This window comes from Solibacillus merdavium (assembly GCF_014836935.1).
Lineage (GTDB): Bacteria > Bacillota > Bacilli > Bacillales_A > Planococcaceae > Solibacillus > Solibacillus ferritrahens.
The window spans coordinates 35,277-61,348 of sequence record NZ_JACSPW010000018.1; the positions used below are offsets into that span (position 1 = coordinate 35,277).

General features: G+C 38.5%; 19 protein-coding genes and 2 tRNA genes. 11 read left to right on the plus strand and 10 right to left on the minus strand.

What is annotated here, in order from left to right; genetic code table 11:
• Positions 1 to 99 precede the first annotated feature (99 nt).
• The 8 genes from H9632_RS15945 to H9632_RS15980 all read left to right on the plus strand — a co-directional run bounded on the left by H9632_RS15945 (position 100) and on the right by H9632_RS15980 (position 6,172).
• Positions 100 to 357 carry a LysR family transcriptional regulator gene (locus tag H9632_RS15945; RefSeq protein WP_191705065.1) on the plus strand — a complete coding sequence of 86 codons (258 nt, stop codon included), beginning with the start codon at positions 100 to 102 and terminating at the stop codon, positions 355 to 357.
• A gap of 183 nt (positions 358 to 540) precedes the next feature.
• Positions 541 to 1,866, plus strand: a complete 1,326-nt coding sequence (locus H9632_RS15950; RefSeq protein ID WP_191705066.1) for an LLM class flavin-dependent oxidoreductase — start codon at positions 541 to 543, stop codon at positions 1,864 to 1,866.
• 19 nt (positions 1,867 to 1,885) lie between these two features.
• Positions 1,886 to 2,638: an amino acid ABC transporter ATP-binding protein gene (locus tag H9632_RS15955; RefSeq protein ID WP_191705067.1), complete on the plus strand. Its 753-nt coding sequence runs from the start codon at positions 1,886 to 1,888 to the stop codon at positions 2,636 to 2,638.
• Positions 2,639 to 2,650: 12 nt separating this feature from the next.
• The gene (locus H9632_RS15960) at positions 2,651 to 3,652 is read left to right on the plus strand and encodes an LLM class flavin-dependent oxidoreductase (RefSeq protein ID WP_191705068.1); all 1,002 of its coding nucleotides are present in this window, start codon (positions 2,651 to 2,653) and stop codon (positions 3,650 to 3,652) included.
• 16 nt (positions 3,653 to 3,668) lie between these two features.
• On the plus strand, positions 3,669 to 3,932 hold the full coding sequence (locus tag H9632_RS15965; protein ID WP_191705069.1) for a glutaredoxin family protein: 264 nt from the start codon (positions 3,669 to 3,671) through the stop codon (positions 3,930 to 3,932).
• On the plus strand, positions 3,932 to 4,741 hold the full coding sequence (locus H9632_RS15970) for a transporter substrate-binding domain-containing protein (protein ID WP_191705070.1): 810 nt from the start codon (positions 3,932 to 3,934) through the stop codon (positions 4,739 to 4,741). Before H9632_RS15965 ends, H9632_RS15970 begins: the two co-directional genes overlap by 1 nt.
• A 17-nt stretch (positions 4,742 to 4,758) precedes the next feature.
• Positions 4,759 to 5,457, plus strand: coding sequence for an amino acid ABC transporter permease (locus tag H9632_RS15975; protein WP_191705071.1), 699 nt, complete (start codon positions 4,759 to 4,761; stop codon positions 5,455 to 5,457).
• Between the two features lie 10 nt (positions 5,458 to 5,467).
• Positions 5,468 to 6,172 (plus strand): amino acid ABC transporter permease, encoded by a 705-nt coding sequence (locus H9632_RS15980; protein WP_191705072.1) that lies wholly within the window; start codon positions 5,468 to 5,470, stop codon positions 6,170 to 6,172.
• Between the two features lie 171 nt (positions 6,173 to 6,343).
• Here H9632_RS15980 and H9632_RS15985 read toward each other — a convergent pair whose 3' ends face one another.
• From H9632_RS15985 to H9632_RS16000, 4 genes are read right to left on the minus strand one after another with little or no spacing between them, the layout of a single operon-like run.
• Positions 6,344 to 7,312 (minus strand): agmatinase family protein, encoded by a 969-nt coding sequence (locus H9632_RS15985; RefSeq protein WP_191705073.1) that lies wholly within the window; start codon positions 7,310 to 7,312, stop codon positions 6,344 to 6,346.
• Positions 7,309 to 8,577: an imidazolonepropionase gene (gene hutI, locus H9632_RS15990; protein WP_191705074.1), complete on the minus strand. Its 1,269-nt coding sequence runs from the start codon at positions 8,575 to 8,577 to the stop codon at positions 7,309 to 7,311. The genes H9632_RS15985 and hutI overlap by 4 nt, the downstream gene beginning before the upstream one ends.
• Positions 8,578 to 8,583: 6 nt before the next feature.
• Positions 8,584 to 10,245: a urocanate hydratase gene (gene hutU, locus H9632_RS15995; protein WP_191705075.1), complete on the minus strand. Its 1,662-nt coding sequence runs from the start codon at positions 10,243 to 10,245 to the stop codon at positions 8,584 to 8,586.
• Positions 10,246 to 10,276: 31 nt separating this feature from the next.
• Positions 10,277 to 11,611: a YjiH family protein gene (locus H9632_RS16000; protein WP_191705076.1), complete on the minus strand. Its 1,335-nt coding sequence runs from the start codon at positions 11,609 to 11,611 to the stop codon at positions 10,277 to 10,279.
• Between the two features lie 163 nt (positions 11,612 to 11,774).
• On the opposite strand from H9632_RS16000, the gene H9632_RS16005 reads away from it, so the two are divergent.
• Positions 11,775 to 13,247, plus strand: coding sequence for a helix-turn-helix domain-containing protein (locus H9632_RS16005; protein ID WP_191705077.1), 1,473 nt, complete (start codon positions 11,775 to 11,777; stop codon positions 13,245 to 13,247).
• Between the two features lie 136 nt (positions 13,248 to 13,383).
• On the opposite strand, the gene H9632_RS16010 is transcribed toward H9632_RS16005, so the two are convergent.
• A complete protein-coding gene (locus H9632_RS16010) occupies positions 13,384 to 15,231 on the minus strand; it encodes an SLC13 family permease (RefSeq protein ID WP_191705078.1) in 1,848 nt (615 codons plus the stop codon).
• Between the two features lie 333 nt (positions 15,232 to 15,564).
• Between H9632_RS16010 and H9632_RS16015 the strand changes: the two genes are divergently transcribed.
• Positions 15,565 to 17,052 (plus strand): catalase, encoded by a 1,488-nt coding sequence (locus H9632_RS16015; RefSeq protein WP_191705079.1) that lies wholly within the window; start codon positions 15,565 to 15,567, stop codon positions 17,050 to 17,052.
• 394 nt (positions 17,053 to 17,446) lie between these two features.
• On the opposite strand, the gene H9632_RS16020 is transcribed toward H9632_RS16015, so the two are convergent.
• Both H9632_RS16020 and H9632_RS18925 read right to left on the minus strand, forming a co-directional pair.
• Positions 17,447 to 18,376, minus strand: coding sequence for an AEC family transporter (locus H9632_RS16020; RefSeq protein WP_191705080.1), 930 nt, complete (start codon positions 18,374 to 18,376; stop codon positions 17,447 to 17,449).
• A gap of 126 nt (positions 18,377 to 18,502) precedes the next feature.
• Positions 18,503 to 23,209 (minus strand): S-layer homology domain-containing protein, encoded by a 4,707-nt coding sequence (locus H9632_RS18925; protein ID WP_225223884.1) that lies wholly within the window; start codon positions 23,207 to 23,209, stop codon positions 18,503 to 18,505.
• A 242-nt stretch (positions 23,210 to 23,451) separates the two neighbouring features.
• On the opposite strand from H9632_RS18925, the gene H9632_RS16030 reads away from it, so the two are divergent.
• Positions 23,452 to 24,516, plus strand: coding sequence for an S-layer homology domain-containing protein (locus H9632_RS16030; RefSeq protein ID WP_191705081.1), 1,065 nt, complete (start codon positions 23,452 to 23,454; stop codon positions 24,514 to 24,516).
• A 44-nt stretch (positions 24,517 to 24,560) separates the two neighbouring features.
• Here H9632_RS16030 and H9632_RS16035 read toward each other — a convergent pair whose 3' ends face one another.
• The 3 genes from H9632_RS16035 to H9632_RS16045 all read right to left on the minus strand — a co-directional run bounded on the left by H9632_RS16035 (position 24,561) and on the right by H9632_RS16045 (position 26,072).
• The gene (locus H9632_RS16035) at positions 24,561 to 25,547 is read right to left on the minus strand and encodes an MBL fold metallo-hydrolase (protein ID WP_191705082.1); all 987 of its coding nucleotides are present in this window, start codon (positions 25,545 to 25,547) and stop codon (positions 24,561 to 24,563) included.
• Between the two features lie 375 nt (positions 25,548 to 25,922).
• Positions 25,923 to 25,994 (minus strand) — tRNA-Glu (locus H9632_RS16040).
• A gap of 2 nt (positions 25,995 to 25,996) precedes the next feature.
• Positions 25,997 to 26,072, minus strand: a tRNA-Asn gene (locus H9632_RS16045).

Below are 26,072 nucleotides of genomic sequence, written 5' to 3' on the forward strand. Positions count from 1 at the left end.
AAAGCATAGCCGAACTCGGCATAAAGTTCAGAATACTCAATTATACCCTTGCCAATAAACCCACTATTCTTATAGACTTTATAAAAGGGGCGGGTAAATTTGAATATAGATCATATTGAGTCTTTTATATACGTGGTGGAGTACAAAAGTGTCCATAAAGCTGCGAATGTATTGTTTCTTTCACAACCTACTATTTCGGCACGTATCAAATCACTTGAAGAAAGTCTAAATGTGAAATTGTTTATTCGTTCTGGACGTAGTTTAACCTTATCAAAAGAAGGAAAGCACTTTTTACCTTACGCCCGAGAAATTGTTTCACTTTACCGTAAAAGCCAAATAGAAATTCAGAAACTTTAACTTTTAAACATCATTTTTTAAATGGTGTTTTTTATTGGCCTAAAAATCCCTCCATGCACCAGTATGTTCCTATTTACTGATAGAATTTTTCTATCAGTACCCCCTTGTAATAATTATCTGAATAATGTTACGATTCATTCATCAAATACAAGTAATTCAATAGGAATTAAAGGAGATGGCGTCATGGTGAAGAAACAGGTACATTTCGGTGCAATGATACATGGTGTAGGAGGCCATATTTCAAGCTGGCGACATCCTGAAGTAAATCCAAAGCAAAGTGTTGACCTACAATTTTATACACAACAAGCTCAAATTGCAGAACGAGGAAAGTTTGATGTTGTCTTTATCGCAGATGGGCTTTTTATAAATGAAAAATCTATTCCACATTTCTTAAATCGTTTTGAACCGGTAACTATCTTATCAGCGCTTGCTGCAGTTACAAATCAGGTTGGTTTAGTTGGAACAATTTCAACTTCCTACAGTGAACCTTTCAATGTCGCTCGACAGCTTGCATCACTTGATTTGATTAGTAACGGGCGTGCTGGATGGAATGTCGTAACTACTCCACTTGAAAGTACGGCACTAAATTTCAATAAAAAAATTGAGGATCACCCATCACATCCTGAGCGATATGAGATTGCGAAGGAATATTTGGATGTTGTAAAAGGACTCTGGGATTCTTGGGAAGACGATGCTTTTATTACAGATATTGAAAAGGATTTGTTTTTCGATAAAGAAAAGCTTCATGTGCTTGACTACAAAGGGAAATACTTCAACGTTCGTGGTCCTTTGAATATTCAGCGTTCTATCCAAGGTCAACCTGTTATTTTCCAGGCTGGTTCATCTCCTGCAGGAATTGAGCTTGCAGCACGTGATGCAGATGCCGTATTTTCAGCACCTAAATCACTTGAAGAAAGCCAGCAATTCAAACAAAAACTAGCAGATGCTTCTTTAAATGTAGGGCGTAATACGGAGCTGAAGCTGTTCCCGGGCATCTCCCCTATTGTTGGAGATACAGCCGAAGAGGCGGAAAAGCGTTATTGGGAAGTTGCCGAGCTTGTATCGGATGAAAAAGCACTTGCCTATTTAGGTCGCTATTTCGATCATCATGACTTCAGTCAATATAATATTGATGCCCCGTTCCCTGAACTTGGTGACCTAGGACGAAACAGTTTCCAGGCGTTTACGGATCGCATTAAGCAATATGCAAAAGAAGAAAAACTAACATTGCGTGAAGTCGCACTTCGTGAAGCTACACCGCGCTCGAATTTCATTGGTACACCGGAGCATATTGCAGATGAGATCATTCGCTGGATTGATGCAGATGCTGCAGACGGCTTTATTATTACAACGGTTGCACCACATACATTGGAAGATTTCGTTGAAAAAGTTGTACCAATTCTACAAGAAAAGGGTTATTACCGTGAAGACTACCCTGCTTCGACTTTACGTGAGAACTTAGGATTACCAATTAAAGAAAACCGTTATTCGAAGCAGCTTATTAAATAACTTAAGGAGGAGCCACCAAATGATCAAGCTAGAAAATATTCATAAAAGCTTTGGCAAAATGGACGTTTTAAAAGGGATTGACCTTGAAGTAAACAAGGGAGATATTATTTCAATTCTTGGTCCAAGTGGCTCAGGAAAAACAACGTTACTCCGTTGCATCAACTTTTTGGAAAAGGCAAATGAAGGAACTATCACAATTGATAATCTATCGCTCAATGTGAAAACTGCAGCTAAAAAGGACATTATTGCATTACGCAAAAAGACAGCGATGGTTTTCCAGAGCTATAACCTCTTTCAGCATAAAACGGTTTTGCAAAATATAACTGAAGGCTTGCTCGTTGTTCAAAAGAAACCTGTGAAGGAAGCAAAAGAAATTGCATTAGAGCTATTAAAAAAAGTAGGTCTTGAACATAAAGCGGATGCTTACCCAAGCGAGTTATCAGGGGGTCAACAGCAGCGAGTCGGTATTGCGAGAGCATTGGCGTTAAATCCCGAGGTCATTTTATTTGATGAGCCGACTTCTGCTTTAGATCCGGAGCTTGTCGGTGAAGTGCTGGATGTCATTCGGAAAATCGCAAAATCAGGTATTACGATGATTATTGTCACACATGAAATGAATTTTGCCCGAGAAGTATCAAGCCGTATTGTGTTTATGGATGGTGGCGTTGTGTTGGAAGAAGCAGAACCTCAGATCATTTTTAATACGCCAAAACATGAGCGGACAAAACAATTTTTAAAACGGTTAACGCCAGAGCTTACATTTGATATTTAAGGAGAGAAAAAAATGGGTTATCACTTATCTATTTTAGATCAGGCTCCTGTTATAGAAGACGCTTCAAACGCGCTAACCCTTCAACGAACAGTAGAGCTTGCCCAGCTTGCAGAACAGCTAGGGTATAAACGATTTTGGGTTTCTGAACATCATCATTCACATGAAGTAGCGAGCTCCTCTCCAGAAGTGCTCGTCAGTTATATTCTTGCTAAAACAAATAAGATTCGGGTAGGTTCTGGTGGTGTAATGCTTTCTCACTATAGCCCTTATAAAGTGGCCGAGAACTTTCAAGTTTTAACGAACTTGGCAGGAGATCGTGTGGACCTCGGTGTTGGGAAAGCACCAGGTGGACTTCCTTTAGCTACGGCAGCTTTACAATATGGCGTAGCTGAAGCAAGTAACGATTTCAATGAACGTCTACGTTTACTAAAGGGTTTTATTGAAAACAAGCTTCCTGAGGACGATCCTTTTGCAAAGCTGGAAGTAACGCCAACTAGTGAAGTCGCTCCAGAGATCATTTTACTGGGTGGTAGTGTTGCAAGTGCCGAATATGCTGGTCAGTTAGGGTTTACTTATGTGTTTGCCCAATTTATTAATAGCGATAAGCAAGTGCTTATTGATGCAATTGCTGCATATAAAAAGCATTCTCCAAACGGGAAATTCGGCGTCGCATTTGCTGTTATTGCAGCGAAGAATGAGGCAACTGCACACGCTTATGCAGAAGGTCATGAAATTTATAAAGTGCATTTAGCAAGTGGCCGTACACTCACACTTCATACAAAAGAAGCTGCAGAAGAATTCGGGCAGCAATCCGGTGAATCGTATGAGGTCAAACGGTATGAAGCAAACATTTTAAGCGGTACACCCGAACAAATTAAAGAAACACTTGATCAATATTATGCATTAGGTGTAACAGAATTCATTTTTCATACACCCATTAAAAATCACGAAGCACGTCGCACATCTTATGAGCTACTTAGTCCAAAACATTTGCTTGCGGCAGTGACGGTATAAATAGGAGGAAAAAGAAATGACACAAGTAATTGTTTGGTCTAAAGATGGTTGTTCTTATTGTGAGGAAGTAAAAACGTATTTACAGCAAAACCAAATTGACTATCGCGTAGTCGATGTGACAAATAATGATTCCTACCGGGATATTTTAGATATTAAATATGGTATTCGCTATGTACCGGTTGTTGAAATCGGTCAGGATAATTCATATGTAGGGGTTACAGAGCTTGGAATTGAGCATTTAGAAAAAGCATTGAAAGCATATGAAGAGGTGAAAGCATAATGAAAAAACGATTACTATCTGCTATTTTATTGGCCGGAGCATTACTATCAGCATGTGGCAGTGATTCGGATGTAGCTTCAACGAATGCAAATAACAATGAGGATGCAAAAAAGGTTGTTATCGGTACTGGGTCCCAGTTTATTAATATTTGTTTTTATGATGAGGATGGCAATTTAACTGGATATGATATCGAATTGTTAAAGGAAATCGATCAGCGCCTGCCACAATATGAATTTGATTTTGAGGTAATGGATTTCTCGAATTTACTTCTTAGTTTAGAGACGAAGAAAATTGATGTAATCGCACATAATATGGCTAAAAACCCTGAGCGTGAGGAAAAGTTCCTATTCAATTCACAGCCATATAATGCAGTACCTACTCATGTCGTTGTTAATGAAAAAAATACTGATATTCAATCAATTGATGATTTAAACGGGAAAACAGTTGGTCTTGCACCAACAAGTAATGCGGCACTCTTTGTTGAAGATTACGTAGCGAAAAACAACATGGATACTAAGCTAACGTACATTACATCTACACCGGATATTTTAAATCAATTAAAAACAGATCGCATTCAGGCGATTTTCCAGTTCCCCTTCTCAGTGGAAATATTTAACCGTGAATCTGATGCACAGTTGAAATTAGTTGGCGAGCCACTAATCTTCTCTGAAATCTTCTTCATGCTAAATAAGCAAGATGAACAATTAGCTGCAGATATCGATGAAGTATTAGTCGAGTTGATTGACGATGGTACTGTTAAGGAATTAAGTGAAAAATGGCTTGGTGCCGACTTCTCGGTTGAACTATAAAAAGGAGGTAATGATGCATGTCGAGCTTCTTCGATATTGGCTATGTATTTGAAGCCATTCCAAAACTACTAAGCTATTTACACATAACAATCGAAATATTAGTGTTATCGATTTTCTTTGGGCTCATTCTGGGCATCATCATTGCCGTTCCACGCCTTTATAAAATCCCTATCCTTAAACAAATCGCTACACTTTATATTTCATTTATTCGTGGGACACCAATTTTAATTCAATTATTTTTAATTTTTTATGGGCTACCGTTTATTGTAGGGATGGTCGGGATTGATATTACGCGAATGGATGCTTTCATCTTTGTCGTTATTACATATACACTCAGCAATGCAGCAGCTTTTGCAGAAATATTCCGTGCAGCAATTCAATCGGTTGATTACGGGCAAGCTGAAGCTGCTCAATCAATCGGTATGACAAGTTGGCAAACTTTCTCGCGTATTGTGTTTCCACAAGCATTGCGCGTAGCTTTCCCAAACATTGCGAGCACGTCCATTAGCTCATTAAAAGATACCTCGCTTGCCTTCTCAATCGGAGTAATGGATATGATGGGGCGAGGCGATACACTCATTACAGCTACGATGAATGCGCTCGAAGTATATGTAGCACTCGCTATTATTTATTATGTTATTGTTCTGCTGCTGGAGTACGGCTATAAATTTATTGAACGTTATTTAAATCGCTATCTTGTAAAAGAGGCAATATAGGGGGAATACGATGCAGTTGGATTTCAATTTTATTATGTATGCGCTAAAAGAACTCAGCAAAGTCATTCCTTTTACATTGTTTTTAGCCTTTACCCCAATTATTTTAGGGTTTGTAATTGGTCTAATCGTTGCCTTTATTCGCATGAGTGATTTAAAAATTATAAAAGCATGTGCAAACTTCTATGTTTCCTTTTACCGTGGAACCCCAGTAATTATGCATATTTTCATTATTTATTTCGGTTTTACAAATTTGGCCCAGGAAGTGCTCAACGTATCCCTTAATGGCATCCCTCTTTATGTGTTCGTATTAATTGCGTTAACTTTAAATGCAGGAGCATTTTTATCTGAAATTATACGTAGTGGTATTTTAAGTGTTTCAAAGGGGCAGATTGAAGCAGCCCAATCCATTGGAATGACGATGAGCCAAACATTTAGACGTATCATTTTTCCACAGGCAATTGTTGCGGCGATCCCTAATTTAACAAATATATGTACTGCATTTTTACATGCCACATCGATCGCCTTTTTAATTTCTGTGACTGAAATAACAGGTACAGCCAATATTATTGCGGCAAGCAATTTAAAATTTTTGGAAGCCTTTATCGCGGCGGCGGTTATTTATTGGGTCATTTCCATTTTAATCGAAGTTCTTTCGGCAAAAATTGAAAAGAAAGTTACAAAGCATATCCGAAGTGGCGTTGTACAAAATACATGAAATGAAGCGTTCCTATTTGGGACGCTTTTTTATTTAAGAAATCGAGCGATATTAGAAGTTTCAGAGGTTTTTTAGAAACTCCTCATACTTATTAGAAAACCAAAGTTGTTCCGGTTCAGCGGATACAAAAAACCGAATTTCCCCATCTATGAAAGGAAATTCGGTTAATCTTCATTTCAAATGCACAAACCGCGAGACCATCATCGTTAAAAATGCATAGGCTCCCGCTTTTACTGTTTGGAGTTCACTTGTATCTCGGTGCGGATCTAAACATACGAAGTCCATACCGCGGACGATCTCGTACTTCCCTACTTCATGCAGCAAATCAAAAAGCTCATCTGTTCGCATTCCGCCTGGTGTTGAAGCAGGTACTCCGGGTGCGTATGCAATATCGAGTACATCCATATCGACAGTCACGTAAACAAGATCCACTTTTTCAGCAAGCTGCTGCATGACATCCGTTATAACTGTAGCCGCTCCATGACGCCGGAAATCCTTTAATGTAATACGGTTTACCCCATAGTGATCAGCAGCACGGATAAGGCTTGAGGCATTGTAAAAGCCGTGCAGTCCGATATTGTAAACATCTTCACCACGCACAACACCCGCATCTAGTAGCTGGCGAATCGGTGTACCATTTGTCGGGCCATCAGAATCCGTTGCACGTAAATCAAGGTGGGTATCAAATTGCAAAATGCCAATACGCTTCCCTGAATGCTTTGCAAATGCTCGGACAATGGGTGCTGTAATCGAGTGATCGCCGCCGATTTGCACGTAAAAGCTATTCGGGCAACCTTCCATTACATCCGTCATCGCCTGTTCAATATTTTCATGACACTGCAAAATATTTGTCCCGTGCAATTTTACATCGCCTAAATCGGCAACACGGAGCGCTCGGAAGTCAACGTTTTCATCAATTGAATATGTCGTGAAATAATTCCAGCTTTTACGGAAATAATCGGGATACTCCGAAGCTGCAGATGCACTAATCGAAGAACGAGATAACGGAACGCCTGTTATGACTACATCATAATCATCTGAACATTCCCCGTAGCTTGGTTCAATCCAGTCCTTCACCTTCATATCTTCATGCTCAGTACGATTCCAAGTAGTGGCTGGGCTTACTAATAACGATTTCACAGTAAGCTGCCACCTTTCACGACTACTTTCCCTGCTTTAATAACGGTATCCGTATGATTCATACCATAGAAATATTGAAGTTGCTTATAGTTTGGCACGTCCAAAATAAGGACATCTGCCAGCTTCCCTTTTTCAAGCGTCCCAACATTATCAGCTCGATTAATTGCATGAGCCGCATTAATTGTAGTTGCACAAAGCACTTCTTCCATCGTCATCCCCATGTTCATACATGCCAGATTTTGAATAAATGGTAGGCTAATTGTGGGAGATGAACCCGGATTAAAGTCTGTGGAAATCGCTACCGGCACTCCGCTATCCACCATCAGACGCCCTCTTGCATAAGGGGCACGCAAGAAAAAGGCTGTTCCCGGTAATAGCACTGCAATCGTTCCTGCTTTTGCCATAGCAGCAATCCCTTCATCAGATGCAACAAGTAAATGTTCCGCTGAAATGGCACCAACTTCCGCAGCAAGCTCGGCTCCTTCGTATGGTTCAATTTCATCTGCGTGAATTTTCGGTGTTAGCCCATAAGCTTTCCCTGCTTCTAAAATTAGGCGAGACTGTGCAGGCGTGAATACGCCTTTCTCGCAAAATACATCATTAAATTCAGCAAGTCCAAGCTCAGCCACCTTTGGAATCATTTGCTCAATAATTATTTTCACAAATTCATCCTCATTACCCTTATATTCTTTTGGAACGGCATGAGCACCCATAAAGGTCGAAACAACATCCACTTGATGATTTTCCTGTATTTTTTTCGTTACATACAGTTGCTTCAGTTCGGTCTCCATGTCTAATCCGTAACCTGATTTAGCCTCCACCGTCGTAATACCATGACGTAAAAAATTATTTAAATGCTCATATGTTTTATCATATAGTTCGTCAAAGGACGCTTCACGCGTTTTTGTCGTCGTGTAATGAATACCGCCCCCGGCATTCATAATATCCATATATGATTTGCCGGCAAGGCGCATATTGAGTTCATGCTCCCTTGTTCCACCATGCACTAAATGTGTGTGGCAGTCGACTAGGCCTGGCATGACAATTTTGCCGCGCGCATCAATGACATCTGCGTTATTTACCAAATGCGGAAACTCGTTCTTAATCTCTTCAAGAGGGGCAATCATTGCGATACGATCGCCCTCAATTAGAATACTCACTTCTTTTTTTAAACCTAGCTCGCTCATCTGTTCACGGCGGCGAGGCAATTTTACCTCGCTCGCCAATGTTAATACTTCATTTGCATTGTTTATTAAAATAGCCAAAGTTCATCATCCTTTTAGCATCGGCATGTTAATACCTTTTTGTTTTGCTGTGCTGATTGCAATGTCATATCCTGCATCCGCATGACGTACAACACCCATTCCCGGGTCTGAAATAAGCACGCGGTTAATTTTATCTGCTGCGAGCTGTGTTCCGTCTGCTACCAATACTTGACCTGAATGCTGTGAATAGCCCATACCTACGCCTCCACCATGATGTAAGCTTACCCAGCTTGCGCCACCTGCTGTATTGACTAATGCATTCAGCAATGGCCAGTCGGATACTGCATCCGATCCATCCTTCATACCTTCTGTTTCGCGGTTTGGCGATGCCACAGAGCCTGAATCTAAATGGTCACGGCCAAATACGATTGGTGCTTTTAATTCACCGTTGGCCACCATTTCGTTAACGCGTAGTGCAAAGCGGTGGCGATTTCCATAGCCTAACCAGCAAATTCGTGCCGGCAAGCCCTGCCATTTCACCATTTTTTGCGCCATATTAATCCAGTTTACTAATGCCGCATCTTCTGCGAACATTTCCTTTGCTAATGCATCTGTTTTATAAATATCTTCAGGATCGCCTGACAATGCCGCCCATCGGAACGGTCCTTTTCCTTCACAGAATAACGGACGAATATAGGCTGGTACAAACCCTGGGAAATCAAATGCATTTTCCACACCCATTTCCTTTGCATAGGCACGGATATTATTACCGTAATCAAATGTCTCTGCACCCGCTTGTTGGAATTCAAGCATTGTCCGTACATGTTCTGCCATTGTTTCCTTTGCACGACGCTCATATGTTTTGACATCCGTTTTACGTAATTGCAGCGCTTCAGCTAAAGTCATGCCGTTGGGAACATAGCCATTTACCGGGTCATGAGCAGATGTTTGGTCTGTCACAAAATCCGGAATGATGCCACGGTTTAACAGTTCACGGTTCACGTCCGCACAGTTTCCTACTAAACCGATTGATGCAGGCTCGTTAGCAGCAGTTAATTTGTTCACTAGCTCCATTGCCTCATCCACTGACTCGACAAGGTAATCACAGTAGCCTTCGTTTATTTTGCGTTCGATACGTGCACGATCTACCTCAACAACTAAAATTACCGCACCCGCCATTTTTCCTGCTAGCGGCTGGGCACCACTCATGCCGCCCATACCTCCAGTTAATATCCACTTACCACGAAGGTCGGCTGTTCCAAACTTCTTTTTTCCCGCTTCAACAAAACTTAAGTACGTTCCTTGTAAAATTCCTTGTGCCCCGATATAAATCCAAGATCCTGCTGTCATCTGTCCATACATCATTAAATTGCGTTCTTCCAATTCATAAAAGTGGTCCCAGTTTGCCCATCCAGGAACTAAGTTGGAATTTGCAATCAATACTCGCGGGGCATTTTCATGTGTTTTGAAAACAGCAACCGGTTTTCCTGATTGCACAATCATCGTCTCATCATTTTCTAATTCCTTTAATGTTGCGATTAATTTATCATAGCTTTCCCAATCACGCGCTGCCTTTCCGATACCACCATAAACTACAAGCTCATCTGGATTCTCTGCCACTTCCGGATCCAAATTGTTCATAAGCATGCGCATTGCCGCTTCTTGTGTCCACCCTTTACATGAAAGTTCCGAACCACGTGGTGCGCGAATATTTGTTTTGAATACCATAAAAAATCGCTCCCTTTATTTTTAATATTATTTAGAAGAAGAAAAATGCTATTGGTGTTACTAAAATTAGTGTTAATACAACTCGCTCAAACCAAATAATGATCATTTGGCGAATTGTTAGCGGAATGTCTGTCGATAAAATAACCGGAATTACCGCTGAGAAGAATAAAATAGCCGAAATCGATACAACTGCCACGATAAATTTCGTTATCATTGCAGCTTCTGTAACAATCATTGCCGGTAAAAACATTTCGGCAATCGATAAGGACAATGCTTTAGCCGTCAGCATAGGGTCTGGAATTTGCAGTAAATACGTAAATGGCGCAAAGATGTATGCCAACCAATCAAATAAGGGTGTATAAATCGCCAGTACCATACCTAATAACCCGATTGATAAAATCGACGGTATGACACCCATCGCCATGATAAAGCCATCCTTTAAATGAATATATAAATTTTTCGGTAAGGAAGGATTCTGCTTTGTAGCTTCAACTGCTTCCGCCCATGCCACTTGAAGACGATCCTTCTTTACAATCTTTTCGGGCTGGGGAGTAGAACCTTCATAATACTCATCCTTAATCTTATTTAGTGGATAAATCCGCGCCGTAATCGCTGTTACAACGAATGTCACGACTAATGTCACCCAGAAAAATAAGTTCCAGTATTCCATTAAATCCAATGTTTTTGCCACTATTACCATAAATGTAGCCGATACCGTTGAGAACCCTGTTGCAATGATGGCTGATTCTCTTGCTGTATACTTTCCTTCTCTATATACACGGTTCGTCAATATTAAGCCAACTGAATAGCTACCAACAAACGAAGCTACCGCATCAACCGCTGACCTCCCCGGTGTTTTAAAAACAGGCTTCATGATTGGTTGCATGAACACCCCTATAAATTCAAGCAAACCATAGCAAACGAGTAATGCTAAAAAAATTGATCCTATTGGAATGACCAAACCAACTGGCTTAATAAGTTTCTCTAATAAAAATGGACCGATATCCGGGTTAAATAACCATGCAGGACCAAAACCAAAAATCAGCATGACACCTGCCACTAATCCGCCTAGTTTAAAAACTGATAGCACCATATTCACTTTTGATGTTTTCCACTTTTTCGTAACAAATGGATAAAATGCGCCGAGCACTAAAAGAATCAACACATATCCATTTACCAGTGTAGGAGCATATGCAGTAAGCGCACTAACTACATGGTCGACTAATATCGATGATTTCCCATTCCATTCAAATGACACGAAAAAGCTGAAAATACCGATTAAACTACAAATAATCATTTTAGTAAAAATGCCTAATTCAAACTGATTTGTTTTTGGAATTTCCTGCTCTTGTTGATACTTTGTCATTTCACCACCCCTTTGTTATACAAACTATAAATCTCTTTATATTCTGAATAAATAGAATAAAAAACTACATTATAGTAAAATTTAAATAAAATAAAATTAATCTAATTTAAAAGTAGAATTTATATAAGAAATAGCATTTATATAAGGCAAGGTGATTTGTTCAGTGAAAATTTTAATTGTAGAGCGGGATATGGAAGAAATTAAAGGAATTGAATGGTATTTAAAAAACTACTTTATGAGCGATATTGAAGTAATTCGAATGATGGATAGCAGTAAAATAATTGAGGATTTTCAACGTATTCAGCCAGATGTACTTTTAATGGAAATGGAACTGGCGTCATCTTCTGTCGAACAGTTTTTGCGTAAACAGAAGATTCCCATTATCGGGGTCACAGCAGAGCCTATTTTCCAGCAAGCAATGAAGGCCATTCGCTTAAAGGCTATTGACCTCTTTGTGAAGCCAATTCCATTGGAGCAGCTAAAGTCCACCCTATTGCAAATTCCTTTACCAAAGCAAAAGACCCTTACAAGCAGTGCCTTTCCAATCGAAACATCATTGTATTCGGATTTATATTTAAATAAGCCGGATATTTTCACTTTAAAGGGGCGGGGATTCTTTTTAATTGAATGTGCCGACTACGAAGACAATTTAATGCTATACGAGTGGCTAATTGAATTGCCCATTTTTCAGAATCTCATTGCCCTTCCGCTACAGAAACGGGTTATTTGCATCACTGAAACGGATGATTTTCCCATGCTATTGAAACAACTTAGAATTATGAGCCAGGAATGGGAGAAATTCAGTGGGGATGCGCTGAATATTGCTGTTTATGATGGCAAGGAAACAACCCTTCTGAAGATGTACCGGGCATGTAAAAAAACATTAACCCAGCGTTTTTATAAAGGGTACTCCCATATTTTCAGAAGCTCGCAAACGCTATATGTGAAAAGGCTTGAACCCCTACTGACACCAGAGGAGCAGCATCTGTGGATTACCAGTCTTGAAAATGGAGATTTGAAAGCGATCAAAGCTTTTTTATATAAACTCACACATCCTTCATCCTATTATCACCAGGATGATGTCCGAATTCATTTAACGAGTATTTTAGCGCAAATTCGCCGGTTCATGATGAAGTACCACCTTCAACAGCAGGCAAAATTGGAAGAACAGTATCGCGCGTTGTTCCATTTTATTTTAGAACATCCGATTTTATATGCGATTGTGCAGGAATTTATTTTGTTTACGCAGCTATTAATCGAAGCAAGAAAAAATATGCAACAACAACAGATTGCGGATTATACAGAAATAGCCGTTGAAATGATTGAACGCAACTATAAAAACCCTGAACTCACATTACAAGTCGTTGCAAATGAGTTAAATATAAGTGCCAACTACTTAAGCAATATATTCTCAAAAAAACGAGGTATTCCGTTTCGAAAGTTTATGCAGCAGCACCGAATCCAACAGGCAGAAAAATTATTAATAGAGACTAACGTGGAGATTGGAACAGTTGCAGAAATGGTCGGCTTTACGGACAGTAATTATTTCACAAAAGTATTTCGTGAATATTATCATTTAACGCCCTACCGCTATCGGGTGCAGGTTAGGAAAACGGATGGAAACGTAAATCCATAATACCGAGATGAAGAAAGTGTACGGCGGAATCTATTTCGCTATTTATTACAAATAAAAGGGCTGAGTTAAAAGTCCATTTACCTTTTAACACAGCCTGTTAATAAATTTATTTAGCTTGTTTATCACTTTATACCCGTCAAAACGGAAACAGCAAAGGCACGGCAATCATCATGACAATAAACATAATGACCTGCAAAGGTACACCGATTCGAACAAAATCCATAAATTTATAGCCGCCCGCCGTTAAAACGAGTGAGTTCGTTGGGGAGGCAATTGGTGTAGCAAACGCCATACTTGCAGCAGTTGCCACAGCAATCATGAATGTATACGGATTTGCATCCATGGCAAGTGCTGCTGCAATGGCAATAGGAGAAAACAATACAGCAGTGGCCGTATTGCTGACAAATTGTCCAAAAACAACAGTTAGTAAATAAATACCCATTAGTACACCGTAGGGACCGAAATCACCTAGAACATTAATAATCCCTTCGGCCAATATAGTCATCCCGCCTGTTTTTTCAAGTGCGGTCGCCATTGGCAGCATCGCCGCAACAAGTACGATACTTTCGAAGTTCATCTTACTGTACGCATCATCCATATTGCGTAGACAGCCAGTTATTATCATGAGGACAGCGCCTATTAGTACTGCAATAACGGCATCAAACACTTCAAAAACCATCAATGCAATCATAAGCAACATAATCGCTCCGGCAATAGGTGCTTTACCATTTGCGGCAATCGTTCCTGCCTGCTCACGTGGCTGCCCTACTATAACAACATCATGCGTTTCACGGGATAGGAGCTCAATCTCATCCCATGTCCCCTGCACTAAAATCGCATCCCCGAACCGCAGCTTTTGATCCGCCATATTGTTAAGTAAGTAGTCACCCTTCCGATTAATCCCTAAAATATTTAAATTATACTTTTCACGAAAACCTATTTTACTTACTGTTTCCCCAATTAAACGAGATTGCGGCGTCAATAAAACTTCGGCTACTCCTATTTTTTTTGACACGAGATCTTCGGCATTGTCTTCAATAGGCTGAATGGTTAACGCAAAATCATGAGCAAAACGCTCAACATCATCCGATAAACCTTGAACATAAAGCTCATCGCCAGCATGTATGACACTCGTCGGACCAGCTAGCTCTTGATAAGTCATCGGGCGTAAATTAATACCTTCTTGTGCAGCACCGCGCTTAATTTTCATAATGTAAATTTGATAGGTTGCAGGGAGCTTTAAATCGACCAGTTTTTGCTCCAAGATTGTTGACTGTTCACTTACTACAACCCGGAATAACTTGTCATGTAGATCATATTCCTGTGCAATTTTCTGTGGAGATAATTTATACCCTGCACTTGATTGCGAACGGCTTTTTTCATTTGGTAGCAATTTATTGCGGACGAGAACTAAATAAATAATAACGGTAATTGTCGCGATAATGCCAATTGGTGTGATTGTAAAGAAGCCTAGTTTTTCAAATCCATGGTCCACAAGTGTTTGGGAAGCTATTAAATTGGTCGGCGAAGCAATGAGTGTCATTAACCCCGACATACTTGCGATATAGGAAAGCGGCATTAAAAACTTTGATGGACTAACCTTGATGCTAATCGCAATTGAGACAACAATCGGTAGCATGAGCGCCACTGTCCCTGTATTACTCATAAATGCCCCTACAATTGCTACAATGACGAGCAATAATACAAAGAGACGAAGCTCATTATCACCGGACCATTTCAATAGAAGGTTCCCCGCCATTCCTGCAAGACCGGTTCTTAAAATCCCTGCACCTACAACAAATAGTCCTGCAATCATAATTACTACAGAATTTGAAAAACCTGCGAGTGCTTCAGCCGGAGTCAAAATATTTAAAATAACAAATGACAATAACGCCATCATTGCTACTAGATCCGCACGAATTCTATTTGTCGTAAATAAAAGGATTGTAACTGCCAAAATAATAAATGTTAACGTGAGTTGCATAACCTTTTCCTTTCCAATTGTACTATCACCCATTATATAAGAAAAAAACTAACAACCACCCTCAATTTTGTCATTAAAGTGAAATCACGCCAATATTGACGAGAATTATGATGCAATATTTGTAATTTTTTCCTATAAGTACGTTATAATTTAAATATAGATTTATAGTTAGAATTTTCAAATAAAAGTGCCCTGTACCTACTTTAGGGATAATTAATATTTTAATATAAAGATTCCTTAAAAAGAATTATTATAATCTAGTAGAAATTATGATTTACATTTGTTATATTATAAAAGAAGCAGTTTTCAAATTCATTTTAGGGGGAACTACACATGACAAACGAACGTTTAACAACAATTACTGGTGCTCCAGTAGTATCAAACGATGATTCACAAACAGCTGGTCGTCGTGGTCCAATTTTATTACAAGATGTATTTCTAATTGAGAAATTAGCAAACTTTAACCGTGAAGTAATTCCTGAGCGTCGTATGCACGCAAAAGGTTCTGGTGCATTCGGTACATTCACTGTAACTCATGACATCACAAAATATACAAAAGCAAAAATTTTCTCTGAAGTTGGTAAGAAAACAGAAATGTTCGCACGATTCTCAACTGTAGCAGGTGAGCGTGGTGCGGCTGATGCTGAACGTGATATTCGCGGTTTTGCATTAAAATTCTACACTGAAGAAGGTAACTGGGATATGGTTGGTAACAACACACCTGTATTCTTCTTCCGTGATCCTTTACACTTCCCAGACTTAAACCACGTTGTTAAGCGTGATCCAAAAACAAACATGCACAACGGTAACTCAAACTGGGATTTCTGGACTTCATTACCAGAAGCATTACACCAAGTAACAATCGTAATGTCTGACCGTGGTATTCCAAACGGTTACCGCAAAATGCACGGATTCGGTTCTCATACTTACTCAATGATTAACGAAGGTGGCGAACGCGTATACGTGAAATTCCACTTCCGTTCTCAACAAGGTATCGAAAACTTAACAGGTGCAGAAGCTGCTGAAATTATCGGTAAAGACCGCGAATCTTCACAGCGTGACCTATTCGAGTCAATCGAAAAAGGCGATTTCCCGAAATGGAAAATGTACATCCAAGTGATGACAGAAGAGCAAGCACGCAATTCTAAGGACAACCCATTCGACTTAACAAAAGTTTGGTACAAATCTGAGTACCCACTAATAGAAGTTGGGGAATTCGAATTAAACCGTAACCCGGAAAACTACTTTGCTGATGTTGAGCAGGCTGCATTCGCTCCATCAAACGTAGTACCTGGTATTTCATTCTCACCAGACCGCATGTTACAAGCTCGTTTATTCGCATACCAAGATGCAACTCGTTACCGTTTAGGCGTTAACCACCACCAAATTCCAGTAAACACACCAAAATGCCCATTCATGGTTTACCACCGCGATGGCGTAGGTCGTGCTGATGGAAACCGTGGTGCAGCTATTACTTACTATCCAAATAGCTACGGTGCATTACAAGGTCAATCACAATACAAAGATCCTGCATTAGCTCTTGATGGTCCAGCTGATATCTACGACTTCCGTGAAGATGACAACAACTACTTCGAGCAACCAGGTAAGTTATTCCGTCTTCAAACGCCGGAACAACAACAACGTCTATTCGAAACAACTGCTGCTGAAATGAACGGTGTTGAAGAATTCATCAAACGCCGCCACATTTTACACTGCTACTTAGCTGATCCAGCTTATGGTGAAGGTGTAGCGAAGGCAATGGGTCTTTCATTAGATGGTATGGACCTGTCTAATCCATACGTTATGCATTCGCATAGTTAATTATGAATTTAGCTTCTTGCTCAGAGTCCTAAATTCAAAAGCTTTTCATTGATTTAGTTTTACTAGATTACGAAAGCGTTATTGATATCCAAACTATAATCGCTTACGGCCGCAAGTATCTTATTCAGATACTTGCGGTTTTTTTGAGCTGCTTTTAGTTATTAGAAGATTTTTTGATTTTTTAGAAGCTTTGAGGGTGATTTTAGCACTTTCGACGGGGATATTAGCACCTTAAACATTCATTTTAGAAGACTTGAATGATATATTAGAAAGTCACAATTTTATTAGCACTTCTTTCATTTTATTAGAACATTCAGGTCACATTTTAGAACATCCATCCCCCACACAACCCATAAAAAAAACCATGAAAAGAAATCTCTCTTCATGGACAATTTTATACAAATAAAATAGTTGATATATAAATAACAATGGTTACCGTTAAACAGCTAATAATGGTTGAAAATAAGACTGTCTGCGCAGCTGTTGCCGACTCAATATCATATTCAAGCGCTAAGCTGGAACTGTTCCGGGATGTCGGAAACGCACTGGCGATAAAGAGCGACTGTGCAACAACACCGTCTAAGCCTAATGCGAAAATAATGAGTAATGCTACGGCTGGGCCGATGACTAACCTTGTGAAGCAGCTGACAAAAATTGTTTTATTGAACATTGTACGCATTTCAATCGTTGAAAGCTGTGCTCCTAACGTAATAAGGGCCACTGCTACAAAGCCATCTGCAATATGTTCGAGCGGTATGCTGAACGTCTCTGGGATGGGTACACTAAAATAATTCAATGCAGCACCTAGTATAAGTGCGTGCACTATGGGCATTTTCAAAAAGTCCCGTACAATTGCCAATCCTGACTTTGTAGAAGAAATTAGATTATACAGTCCGTAAGTATACGTCGTCATATTTTGAAAAATTACGAGAATGACTTGTATCGCTACTCCGATTGGCTGTGTCGCAAAAATCATCTGAGCGACTGGAATTCCGTAGTTACCTGAGTTAATAAGAACCACACTATTTTTGAAAACAGCAGACTCTTTTTTATCGAGCTTTAATAGCCTTGCCAGTAGCTGACTAAGCAGCATTTGAGAGCCAATAAATAAAATAATGAAAATCGTAATTTGCCCGAGAACACTCATTTCAATAGAAGTTTCATATATATTGATAAAAACGGCCGCGGGCATGAAGCAGTATGTAATAAGGTGTGATAATGCTTTTAAATTAAATTGAAACTTGCGCTGTAAGATAGCGCCGATGATAAGCAATACTAAAATAGGTGCGACAATCTTGAAGAAAATCATCGATAAATAGACCATGAGAGCACTCCTTCTGTGTCTAGTTACTTTAGTATTTTATTATAGCTCATTTTTATGAGGATAGGTTAAAGGGCTATTAAAATCCAATTAAAAACGTCCCTAATTTAAATTAGAGACGTTTCCTTTTTATAAGTAATCAATTGCGCTTAATGCTTTATAAAATAGCTCAGCAAATTCACCACGTGATAGTGTTTGTGTTGGATTGAATGCACCCGTTCCATCCACTACACCGAATTGCTCTAAAATAGAGATGCTTTGACGTGCTTCAAATGATAGGTTTGCTATATCACGATAATTTGATGTTAAATCATTATACCCCTTTGATAAATCTTGATTTAAATAGCGGTATATGTTTGCAATAATAATGGCAGCTTCCTGCTTTGTAATAGGGGCAGTTGGGTTAAAGCGTGAAGATGTAGCTCCACTCATAATTCCCGCCTCTAATAATCCTTGTGCGAGCTGTGATTGCTTTGTATTTTCTAAGTCTAGATATTCTGATTTTGAGTTGCCTGATAAATCAAGTGCCGAAGCAATCATTGTCATAGCATCCAGCTTGTTTACTTGTTTATAGCTTTCAACAAGACGGTTTGTCGTATTGAATGTAATACCGCGCTTGGCCAATTCACGAATTGCATTACCTTGTGCGGTGTTTTGAATATCTGTATATCGAATATCGCTTGTAGTCGACTTAAAAGTACCACCCGATGTTGTACGAATGATGAAATTCGAACCATCTACTTTAAATGAGGCAGGAGACGTACCAGTTGCTGTAACACGCTCAATTATTTGAGAAGCGTTCGCCTTTAATGTGCTTATCGGAACACGAATTTCAACATAGCTTGAGAAGGTTTTTGCATGATTACCTTCTGTAAATTGAATGTTTAACTGATTATTAGTAATATTTAAAGCTACTCCTATTGCAGCAGTAGATGCTTGAATTTCTGATGTCGGAATAATAATTTCAACATCGCCAGCTTTTAGGCGCATATTGCGATCGGCTATATTTTTCACTTGTGTTGACGTAATTTGCGTTGTATAGCGACCATTTTGATACGTCATTGTTTCATATTGTGTCCAATTCGCTGTTTTAGGAACTTTTGTTGCCATGGAACTTGGTGTTCGGATAGAATCATCTGGAATGTAGAGTGGGTCATATGTTGGTTTTTCGACCACAATCGCACCTGGTTTTACTGCATGGACATAATCTGGATAATATGTGTATACAAGTTCAAGATATTGTGGGTCATTCCACATAGTTTCAAGACGTACAAGCTTTTCTAAAGTTGTGACATGTCTTTTCGCTTCGGCTGCTAAATTATTATATAGCGAACGCGCTCTTGCAATTTCCTGCGTTGTTGAATTGCGGGTAATCGTATCCATATATAAATCAAATGCATTTGCATCAAGCTTAGCCTGCTTCACAACTGTATTCTGATAAATTACCTGGTTTTCAGCATCAATTAATAGATACAAGTTTGTGACAAGTGATTTTGCAAGATCGCTTAGCGCATTGTACGCCATACGAATACTTTTGATTTGTGCTTCTGTATATTTTGTTTTGTCGATACGGTTGATACGATCCATTACTGTTTTTGCTTCTTTTTCGGCTTGTTCTGTTTGGGTTGCTAATAAAGACTCGAAATACACTAAATTTTGTAAAACTCGTTCATTTATTAACTTTTTACCCTCTTCAGTTAATGCTTCATAAGCAGCCCGAGCAGCTTTAATCTCTCCAGATGTTGATTCATTATTTAGGACTTGAATCATTTCGATTACTCTTTCAGATGCTGCTTTGTTTGTAAGTTCTACTTCTAACTCCTCTAAAGCGAATAAAAGGATATCAAGTTTACCGTAATTGTTAATTTTTTCTTGTTGGTCCTGTGAAAGACTATTATAAGCTTCCCGAACCTTTTCAATGTCCTCTTTAGTGGATTGGTTATTTAATGCTTCAATTGCTTTATTCACATCATCAATAGCTTTTTGGAAGACTGCTTCGTCATTTGATACCTTTTCCCATAAAGCAATTAAGTCCTCTTTGTTATTTACAAGATTCTTAGCCTCTGCCGTTAGGGCTTGATACTCCTGATAAACAGATTGCACCTCCATATAGGAAGACTGTTCAGTTAATTCCTTAATTTTATTGATAACTGTCTGAGCATCTTTAGCATACCCATCTTCCATTATCCGCGCTTCTTGTTCAACTAAATTTTTTAGTTCTTCGGTAAAGAACATCTCAAATCTGTTATCTGTAGCTAGTAAATCCGTATATCGCTGTCTTATTTCTTGAATAACCACTGCCATAGATCCGTTATGAAGTGCTGCCATATCTTTTAATAGTGGCTGACCAAGCGTAGTAGCTAAGTTTTTTAATTTACGGTATTCAAGTAATTTCTCTCTAACCTCTGCTGATAATAAAGCAAGTACTTGTTCAACTGTAATATTTAATTTTGTAGCCACTACACTAACTGAATCTGCGGAAGTTATTTGACTAACCAAACTGTCTAATGAACCCATATTGGCAAAATCAAGATTTGTTATGGACGTTATTAATGCATTTAATGCTGTGTCTTCAGAAAGCCCGTTTAAACGGTTTATAAGCGTTGTAAATTTATTAGTATTTTCTACTGAAATAGCGGCTTTTTGGGATTGCTTCATTTCATCATAGACTTTTTTTGCTTCTCGTACTTTTTCAACCAATTCTTCAGTTACCTGCTCGGAAGTCGTAAGATCATCCATTAATAGATTAAAGCGCTCGATTTGATTATTCATAGATTGCATTAAAGCTAGCTTATCTCTAACTATATTTCCGTCTGTGCTGCTCATGAGGTGTTTTTGACTGATTAAAAGATCATCGTACTGGATTTGGATATCCTTCATACTTGTTAGAAAGTCTGTGGCACTTTCATCTATTATTTTTACTGCATGAATGAAATCCTGGGCCTCTCCACGAAGTTCCTCTGTACGTTGGCGGTACGCCTCAATATCTCCTAACCCTTGAATACCAAAACGAATTGATGGTAAGTAGCCATCATATTTCTTTAAAAAATCTTCAACAAATACAATAAATTCTGGAATTTCCTCAAATGGATCACCGTTTTTCACGCCTTCTACTTTCGTATCTAAATCCTTTTTCAGTTTACGAGCTGCCTCTACTTTTTTTACTGCCTCTTGAAGTATAGGGTAATTATAAACAGCGCTTTTATTATTAAGAGTGTTATAACCACTTAAGGCATCATCTACTTTTTTTACATACTCTGCACTCATCTCATCTAAATCATTAATAAGATCAATAATTACAGAGCTATTTACATCTCCTAGCGAAAATGATTTCTCAATTTTTTGCAGTTCAAAATAATTGGTCACTAGTAATTGCTGTTGTTCAGTTAACTCCATATAATGTTGGCGTGCAACCATTACAGCATTTTTAAACGAAGGTGTTGTTTGATTTGCTGTGTCTATCAATTTTTGAATTTCAATAATAACTTTATTTGCTTTCTCTTCGTTTAAATCATTCATACGTGCCAATGGTAAGAAGCCAGGAGAGCCCTCTACTGGGGTATAAGTTAAAATATTTGTACCTAACTTAATCGACTGCAACTGCTCCTTCAACACTAATTCAGGTTTTTTTGATGAATCAAGATCATAACGATATAAATACTTTCCTTGACTATCATTTATAAAGTAAAGGTATTTTCCTACAGTTTCAATATTTGCAGAGTCACCAGAAGTTTGCTCGTAATATACGATTCGACCTGTTCCTGTTGTTGCATCTATACGATCAATAGCTAATGGTGTTGCTGTAAGTGAAGCTAAATCTAATTGATAAATTTCGCCAGATGAATGCGCATTAGGATAATAAATATGTGTGCTTGATTGTGCTTGGTTATCAATTGTTTTGAAGTGATTGTATGTAGTAGACGTAATTGTTAACCCTTCTGCTCCATTTGCAATACGACGCTCATTTGGTGTGTTTGTTAAAAAATAGCGGTATTGAATAAGCTTGTCACTTTTTATTGCTGTATCATTACTGCCTGCATCTAGGTGATACAATTGTGTACCGATTTTCACCACATTCCATGAGCGGTATTCACCATTCACAATTCCATATACATACTTAACATCAATGGAAGGTACCTGCTTTAATAACGTGTACATCCACAAAGCATATGCATGAGAAGATAAACCGCTTGTCGGAATTAAATGATGATTTCCCTCTACATAATTTGTATTATGAACTACGTAATCATGAATAATTTTAATTTTAGCAACGTCATTTGGTGCTGCCTCTACCTTCGTTTTAATATCATCATATTTAGCTTTTGCAGCATTCAGATTCTTTGGTTGATTATTTGTAATAGTATCGTAATAATTTAAAGAGAACTCTAATTTTACAGAAGTTGCATCATCTGCTTTCGTTTCGGTCGCTTTCATTCGCATATTATTAAAGAGGCCATATATTTCTGTTACATCAAATGTTGCTGTGTCATTGGATGTTGTAGTCACAGTTTTTTGGGTATTTAAACTGTTCGTCAACTCCGCCATTAGCTGCTCTATTAATATTTCATATGATGCAATTTTTGGACCTGTATACATTACTGTAAAACCTTTATTAAATTTAGACATTTCAATAAGAATTTGATTTTTTAAATCTTCTTCATCATTGATTAAGAATAATTTGGTACTTGACTGAGTTAAAATAGTTGAGCTACCAGTAAAAATATTTTGTATGTCGAACGTTTGTGTAATTGTTACTTCTTCAGCTTGCACTTCCCCTGCCACAACAACACTCGCAGGAATGGCAACTAACGCTGCTAGTATTTTTTTTGATTTCATATATGACACTTCTCCTTCTCGCCTCTATTTATGTATAAAAATCTATTACTTTTTATATCGGTTCATATACCATATTTTAGAACAAAAATAGGTAACATATCATAAAATATAGGATATTTACTATTGTGTAGCTAGATTCCATAAATAGTCATGCCATACCCTTTTCATAATTTATCAATTTGCACGAACTGGAGAGACATGCTACAGTCAAATTAATCCAATTATAAAAGGGGGTTCCTTTCATGAAGCTTTTCTTAAAGGCTTTCATATTGATAGCTGGGATTTTTATTTGCTTTGCATTCCCATCCGAAATGGAGGCAAAGCAAGTTTTTAAAGATGTCCCGACTAACCATTATGCGTACGATGCAATTAAATGGGCGTATGACTTTAATATAGTAAACGGCTATGCAAACGGTACCTTCCGTCCAAATCAACCTGTAACTGAGCAGCAGTTTGCAAGTATTTTAGTCGGTTATTTTGATTTAGAGCCCGTGACAGAAGCGCTTGAAAAGTTTACGCCTAACGAAATTCCGTCTGATGGTAATTACAATACACTTGCTGCCTATGGGGTGCCGCTAAATGGCTACTTCCAAAATACTATTCGAGGTTCTGCAGTAAAGCGTGGAACTGTTGCACAAGCGATTGCTTATGTAGCAGATGGACAGACGACATTAAATAAGGCTATCCAGTTTCTGCTCGACCATGATATTTCGAATGGGCAAAACCCAAAGTATGAGCAAATCAACGTGCAACGCTTTTTCGGGGCTTCGAATAATTTAACGCGTGCCCAGCTCGTTTCCCTATTCTACAAAATGCAAAGTAAAAACTTTTTCTATAGGTCACAAATAGCAGAAGGAAGCTATGCGGATATAGGGGCCCATCCCCTCTATAAAAGGGCAAATGAAGCAAGGAACATGCTCGACCGTTCGTTACAAAGCGGACGAAACTGGGCTCCTGCAGCAAATAAACCGAAGAAAACGTGGGATGGAGAATATACGTACTTTTATACGTATGGAAAAGGGGATTTAGATTCTCGGGGCCGTGTACTTACAATATCAAAGAGCACGAAGGAAAACTTTAATGTTACTTACTATACGTTTGATGGCTGGTCTTCTGGTACGATTGAAGGAACAGCAACTCTAATATCTGATACGAAAGCAAGAATGTCCAAAACAGCTGAGGGAGAACGATGCGTCATTGAATTTGAACGTGGATTAAATGACACAATCAAAACAACTGAGTTTTATTGTGAGGCAGGTCGTGAACGGGGTACGGATTATAACGGCAATCTTACATTGGAAAAATAAATTGGGAGCTGCCTGAAATTACATTCCGGCGCTCCCATTTATCATTAGCTTTCCTTTAATTGAAAGATCCATTGACCACCTTGCCAATGGCGTTCAACTATTCCACGCTCCTGTGCAAGTAGTGTTAAGCCTATTATTTCTGAGATTATAAAAATAAAGTGCTTTGCAAATCGAGGACCGTAAATTGCTTCACCAATAGCCCGCGCCGTATGATGACCCTCTCTAATTTTCTTTACGAGCTTTTGCAGTTTATATTCCGTCTTACTTAAACTTTTTTCAATGACTTCATCTAAATTTTGAAAAACAGCTTCATGACCTGCAAAAACATATTCAATAGAAAAGGACTTTACTTTTTTAATTGAATCAATATATTGCATTAGAGGATTTATTACTTCCCCTGCTTCATCATGATCGATTAATGCATTTGTCATCCCAGAAGCCAATAAAAAATCACCCGCAAATAGCCAACCGTTTTCTTTATCCCAAAACCCAATTGAATCCGGTGAGTGCCCCGGAACAGCTATTATTTGCAGACCTCCAATTTGCTGGCCCTCTTCTAGCCGATGTATAGTTGGTAGCAATATTACTTTTTCCTTATTATGAAGGGTGTTTTCCATTTTAGCCAACCGCTCAATTGCATACTCCATAACCCCATATTGATTATATAATTCTTGGTAAAAAGTAAGCTTCTTTTGTAAATAGTCCCCTTCACATTTTAAACGGGTAATGGCAATTTGACTTGCATATACAGGAATCGAGTAATCCTTTGCAAGCTTATTAACTAGTCCAGTATGGTCTTCATGAAAGTGAGTAAGTATAATGCGGTTAATTTGTTTAATTTCAATACTATAGTCACTTAATTTCCGGTAAAAAAACTGTTCAAATTCTTCCCCTTTTATGCCTGCATCTATGAGTGTATACTCGTTTCCATTCTGGTATATATAACAATTAATGCTACCCATATTACTATAATTCACTGGAAAAATAATGGGATAAACTGTTTTTCCATCTGTTCGTATAATTTCATCCATATATATCTTCTCCCTACCTAAATGTTCTTTCATCAATTTGTGGGTGACTTCTGTTTCTGGAATTTCGGTTGAATATGTAAAAGTTAAAATAGCGGAAAGTTTCCAGTTATATTTAGAGTGGTCCTAATTTGAGATAAAATAAAGGGAATTTTTCCAGCTATTGATTAAAAATTAGTCTATTTTTGGTTTTTTAGTGAGATAGACAGAATTTCTCTGTCTATTTTTATAATGAATTAAATTTCTAGTATATTCCAACATTTATTATAAATCCATTCTATAATACAAACACATTTCTACAATACTAGAAAACATATAATTTTCTAAATGCAAAAAACACATTGCAAAATTGCAATGTGTTTTTCTCATGTGCATATATGACCCGTACGGGATTCGAACCCGTGTTACCGCCGTGAAAGGGCGGTGTCTTAACCACTTGACCAACGGGCCTATGGCTCCGAAGGCAGGACTCGAACCTGCGACCTGCCGGTTAACAGCCGGATGCTCTACCAACTGAGCTACTTCGGA

Bases quoted from the DNA above. Each gene is read 5' to 3' on its own strand.
- H9632_RS16030 (WP_191705081.1), top strand. From the start codon at position 23,452: ATGAAGCTTTTCTTAAAGGCTTTCATATTGATAGCTGGGATTTTTATT.
- H9632_RS15950 (WP_191705066.1), top strand. From the start codon at position 541: ATGGTGAAGAAACAGGTACATTTCGGTGCAATGATACATGGTGTAGGA.
- H9632_RS16015 (WP_191705079.1), top strand. From the start codon at position 15,565: ATGACAAACGAACGTTTAACAACAATTACTGGTGCTCCAGTAGTATCA.
- H9632_RS18925 (WP_225223884.1), bottom strand. From the start codon at position 23,209: ATGAAATCAAAAAAAATACTAGCAGCGTTAGTTGCCATTCCTGCGAGT.
- H9632_RS15970 (WP_191705070.1), top strand. From the start codon at position 3,932: ATGAAAAAACGATTACTATCTGCTATTTTATTGGCCGGAGCATTACTA.
- H9632_RS15980 (WP_191705072.1), top strand. From the start codon at position 5,468: ATGCAGTTGGATTTCAATTTTATTATGTATGCGCTAAAAGAACTCAGC.
- H9632_RS15955 (WP_191705067.1), top strand. From the start codon at position 1,886: ATGATCAAGCTAGAAAATATTCATAAAAGCTTTGGCAAAATGGACGTT.
- H9632_RS16035 (WP_191705082.1), bottom strand. From the start codon at position 25,547: ATGGATGAAATTATACGAACAGATGGAAAAACAGTTTATCCCATTATT.
- H9632_RS16010 (WP_191705078.1), bottom strand. From the start codon at position 15,231: ATGCAACTCACGTTAACATTTATTATTTTGGCAGTTACAATCCTTTTA.
- H9632_RS15965 (WP_191705069.1), top strand. From the start codon at position 3,669: ATGACACAAGTAATTGTTTGGTCTAAAGATGGTTGTTCTTATTGTGAG.
- H9632_RS16020 (WP_191705080.1), bottom strand. From the start codon at position 18,376: ATGGTCTATTTATCGATGATTTTCTTCAAGATTGTCGCACCTATTTTA.
- H9632_RS16000 (WP_191705076.1), bottom strand. From the start codon at position 11,611: ATGACAAAGTATCAACAAGAGCAGGAAATTCCAAAAACAAATCAGTTT.
- hutU (WP_191705075.1), bottom strand. From the start codon at position 10,245: ATGGTATTCAAAACAAATATTCGCGCACCACGTGGTTCGGAACTTTCA.
- H9632_RS15975 (WP_191705071.1), top strand. From the start codon at position 4,759: ATGTCGAGCTTCTTCGATATTGGCTATGTATTTGAAGCCATTCCAAAA.
- H9632_RS15960 (WP_191705068.1), top strand. From the start codon at position 2,651: ATGGGTTATCACTTATCTATTTTAGATCAGGCTCCTGTTATAGAAGAC.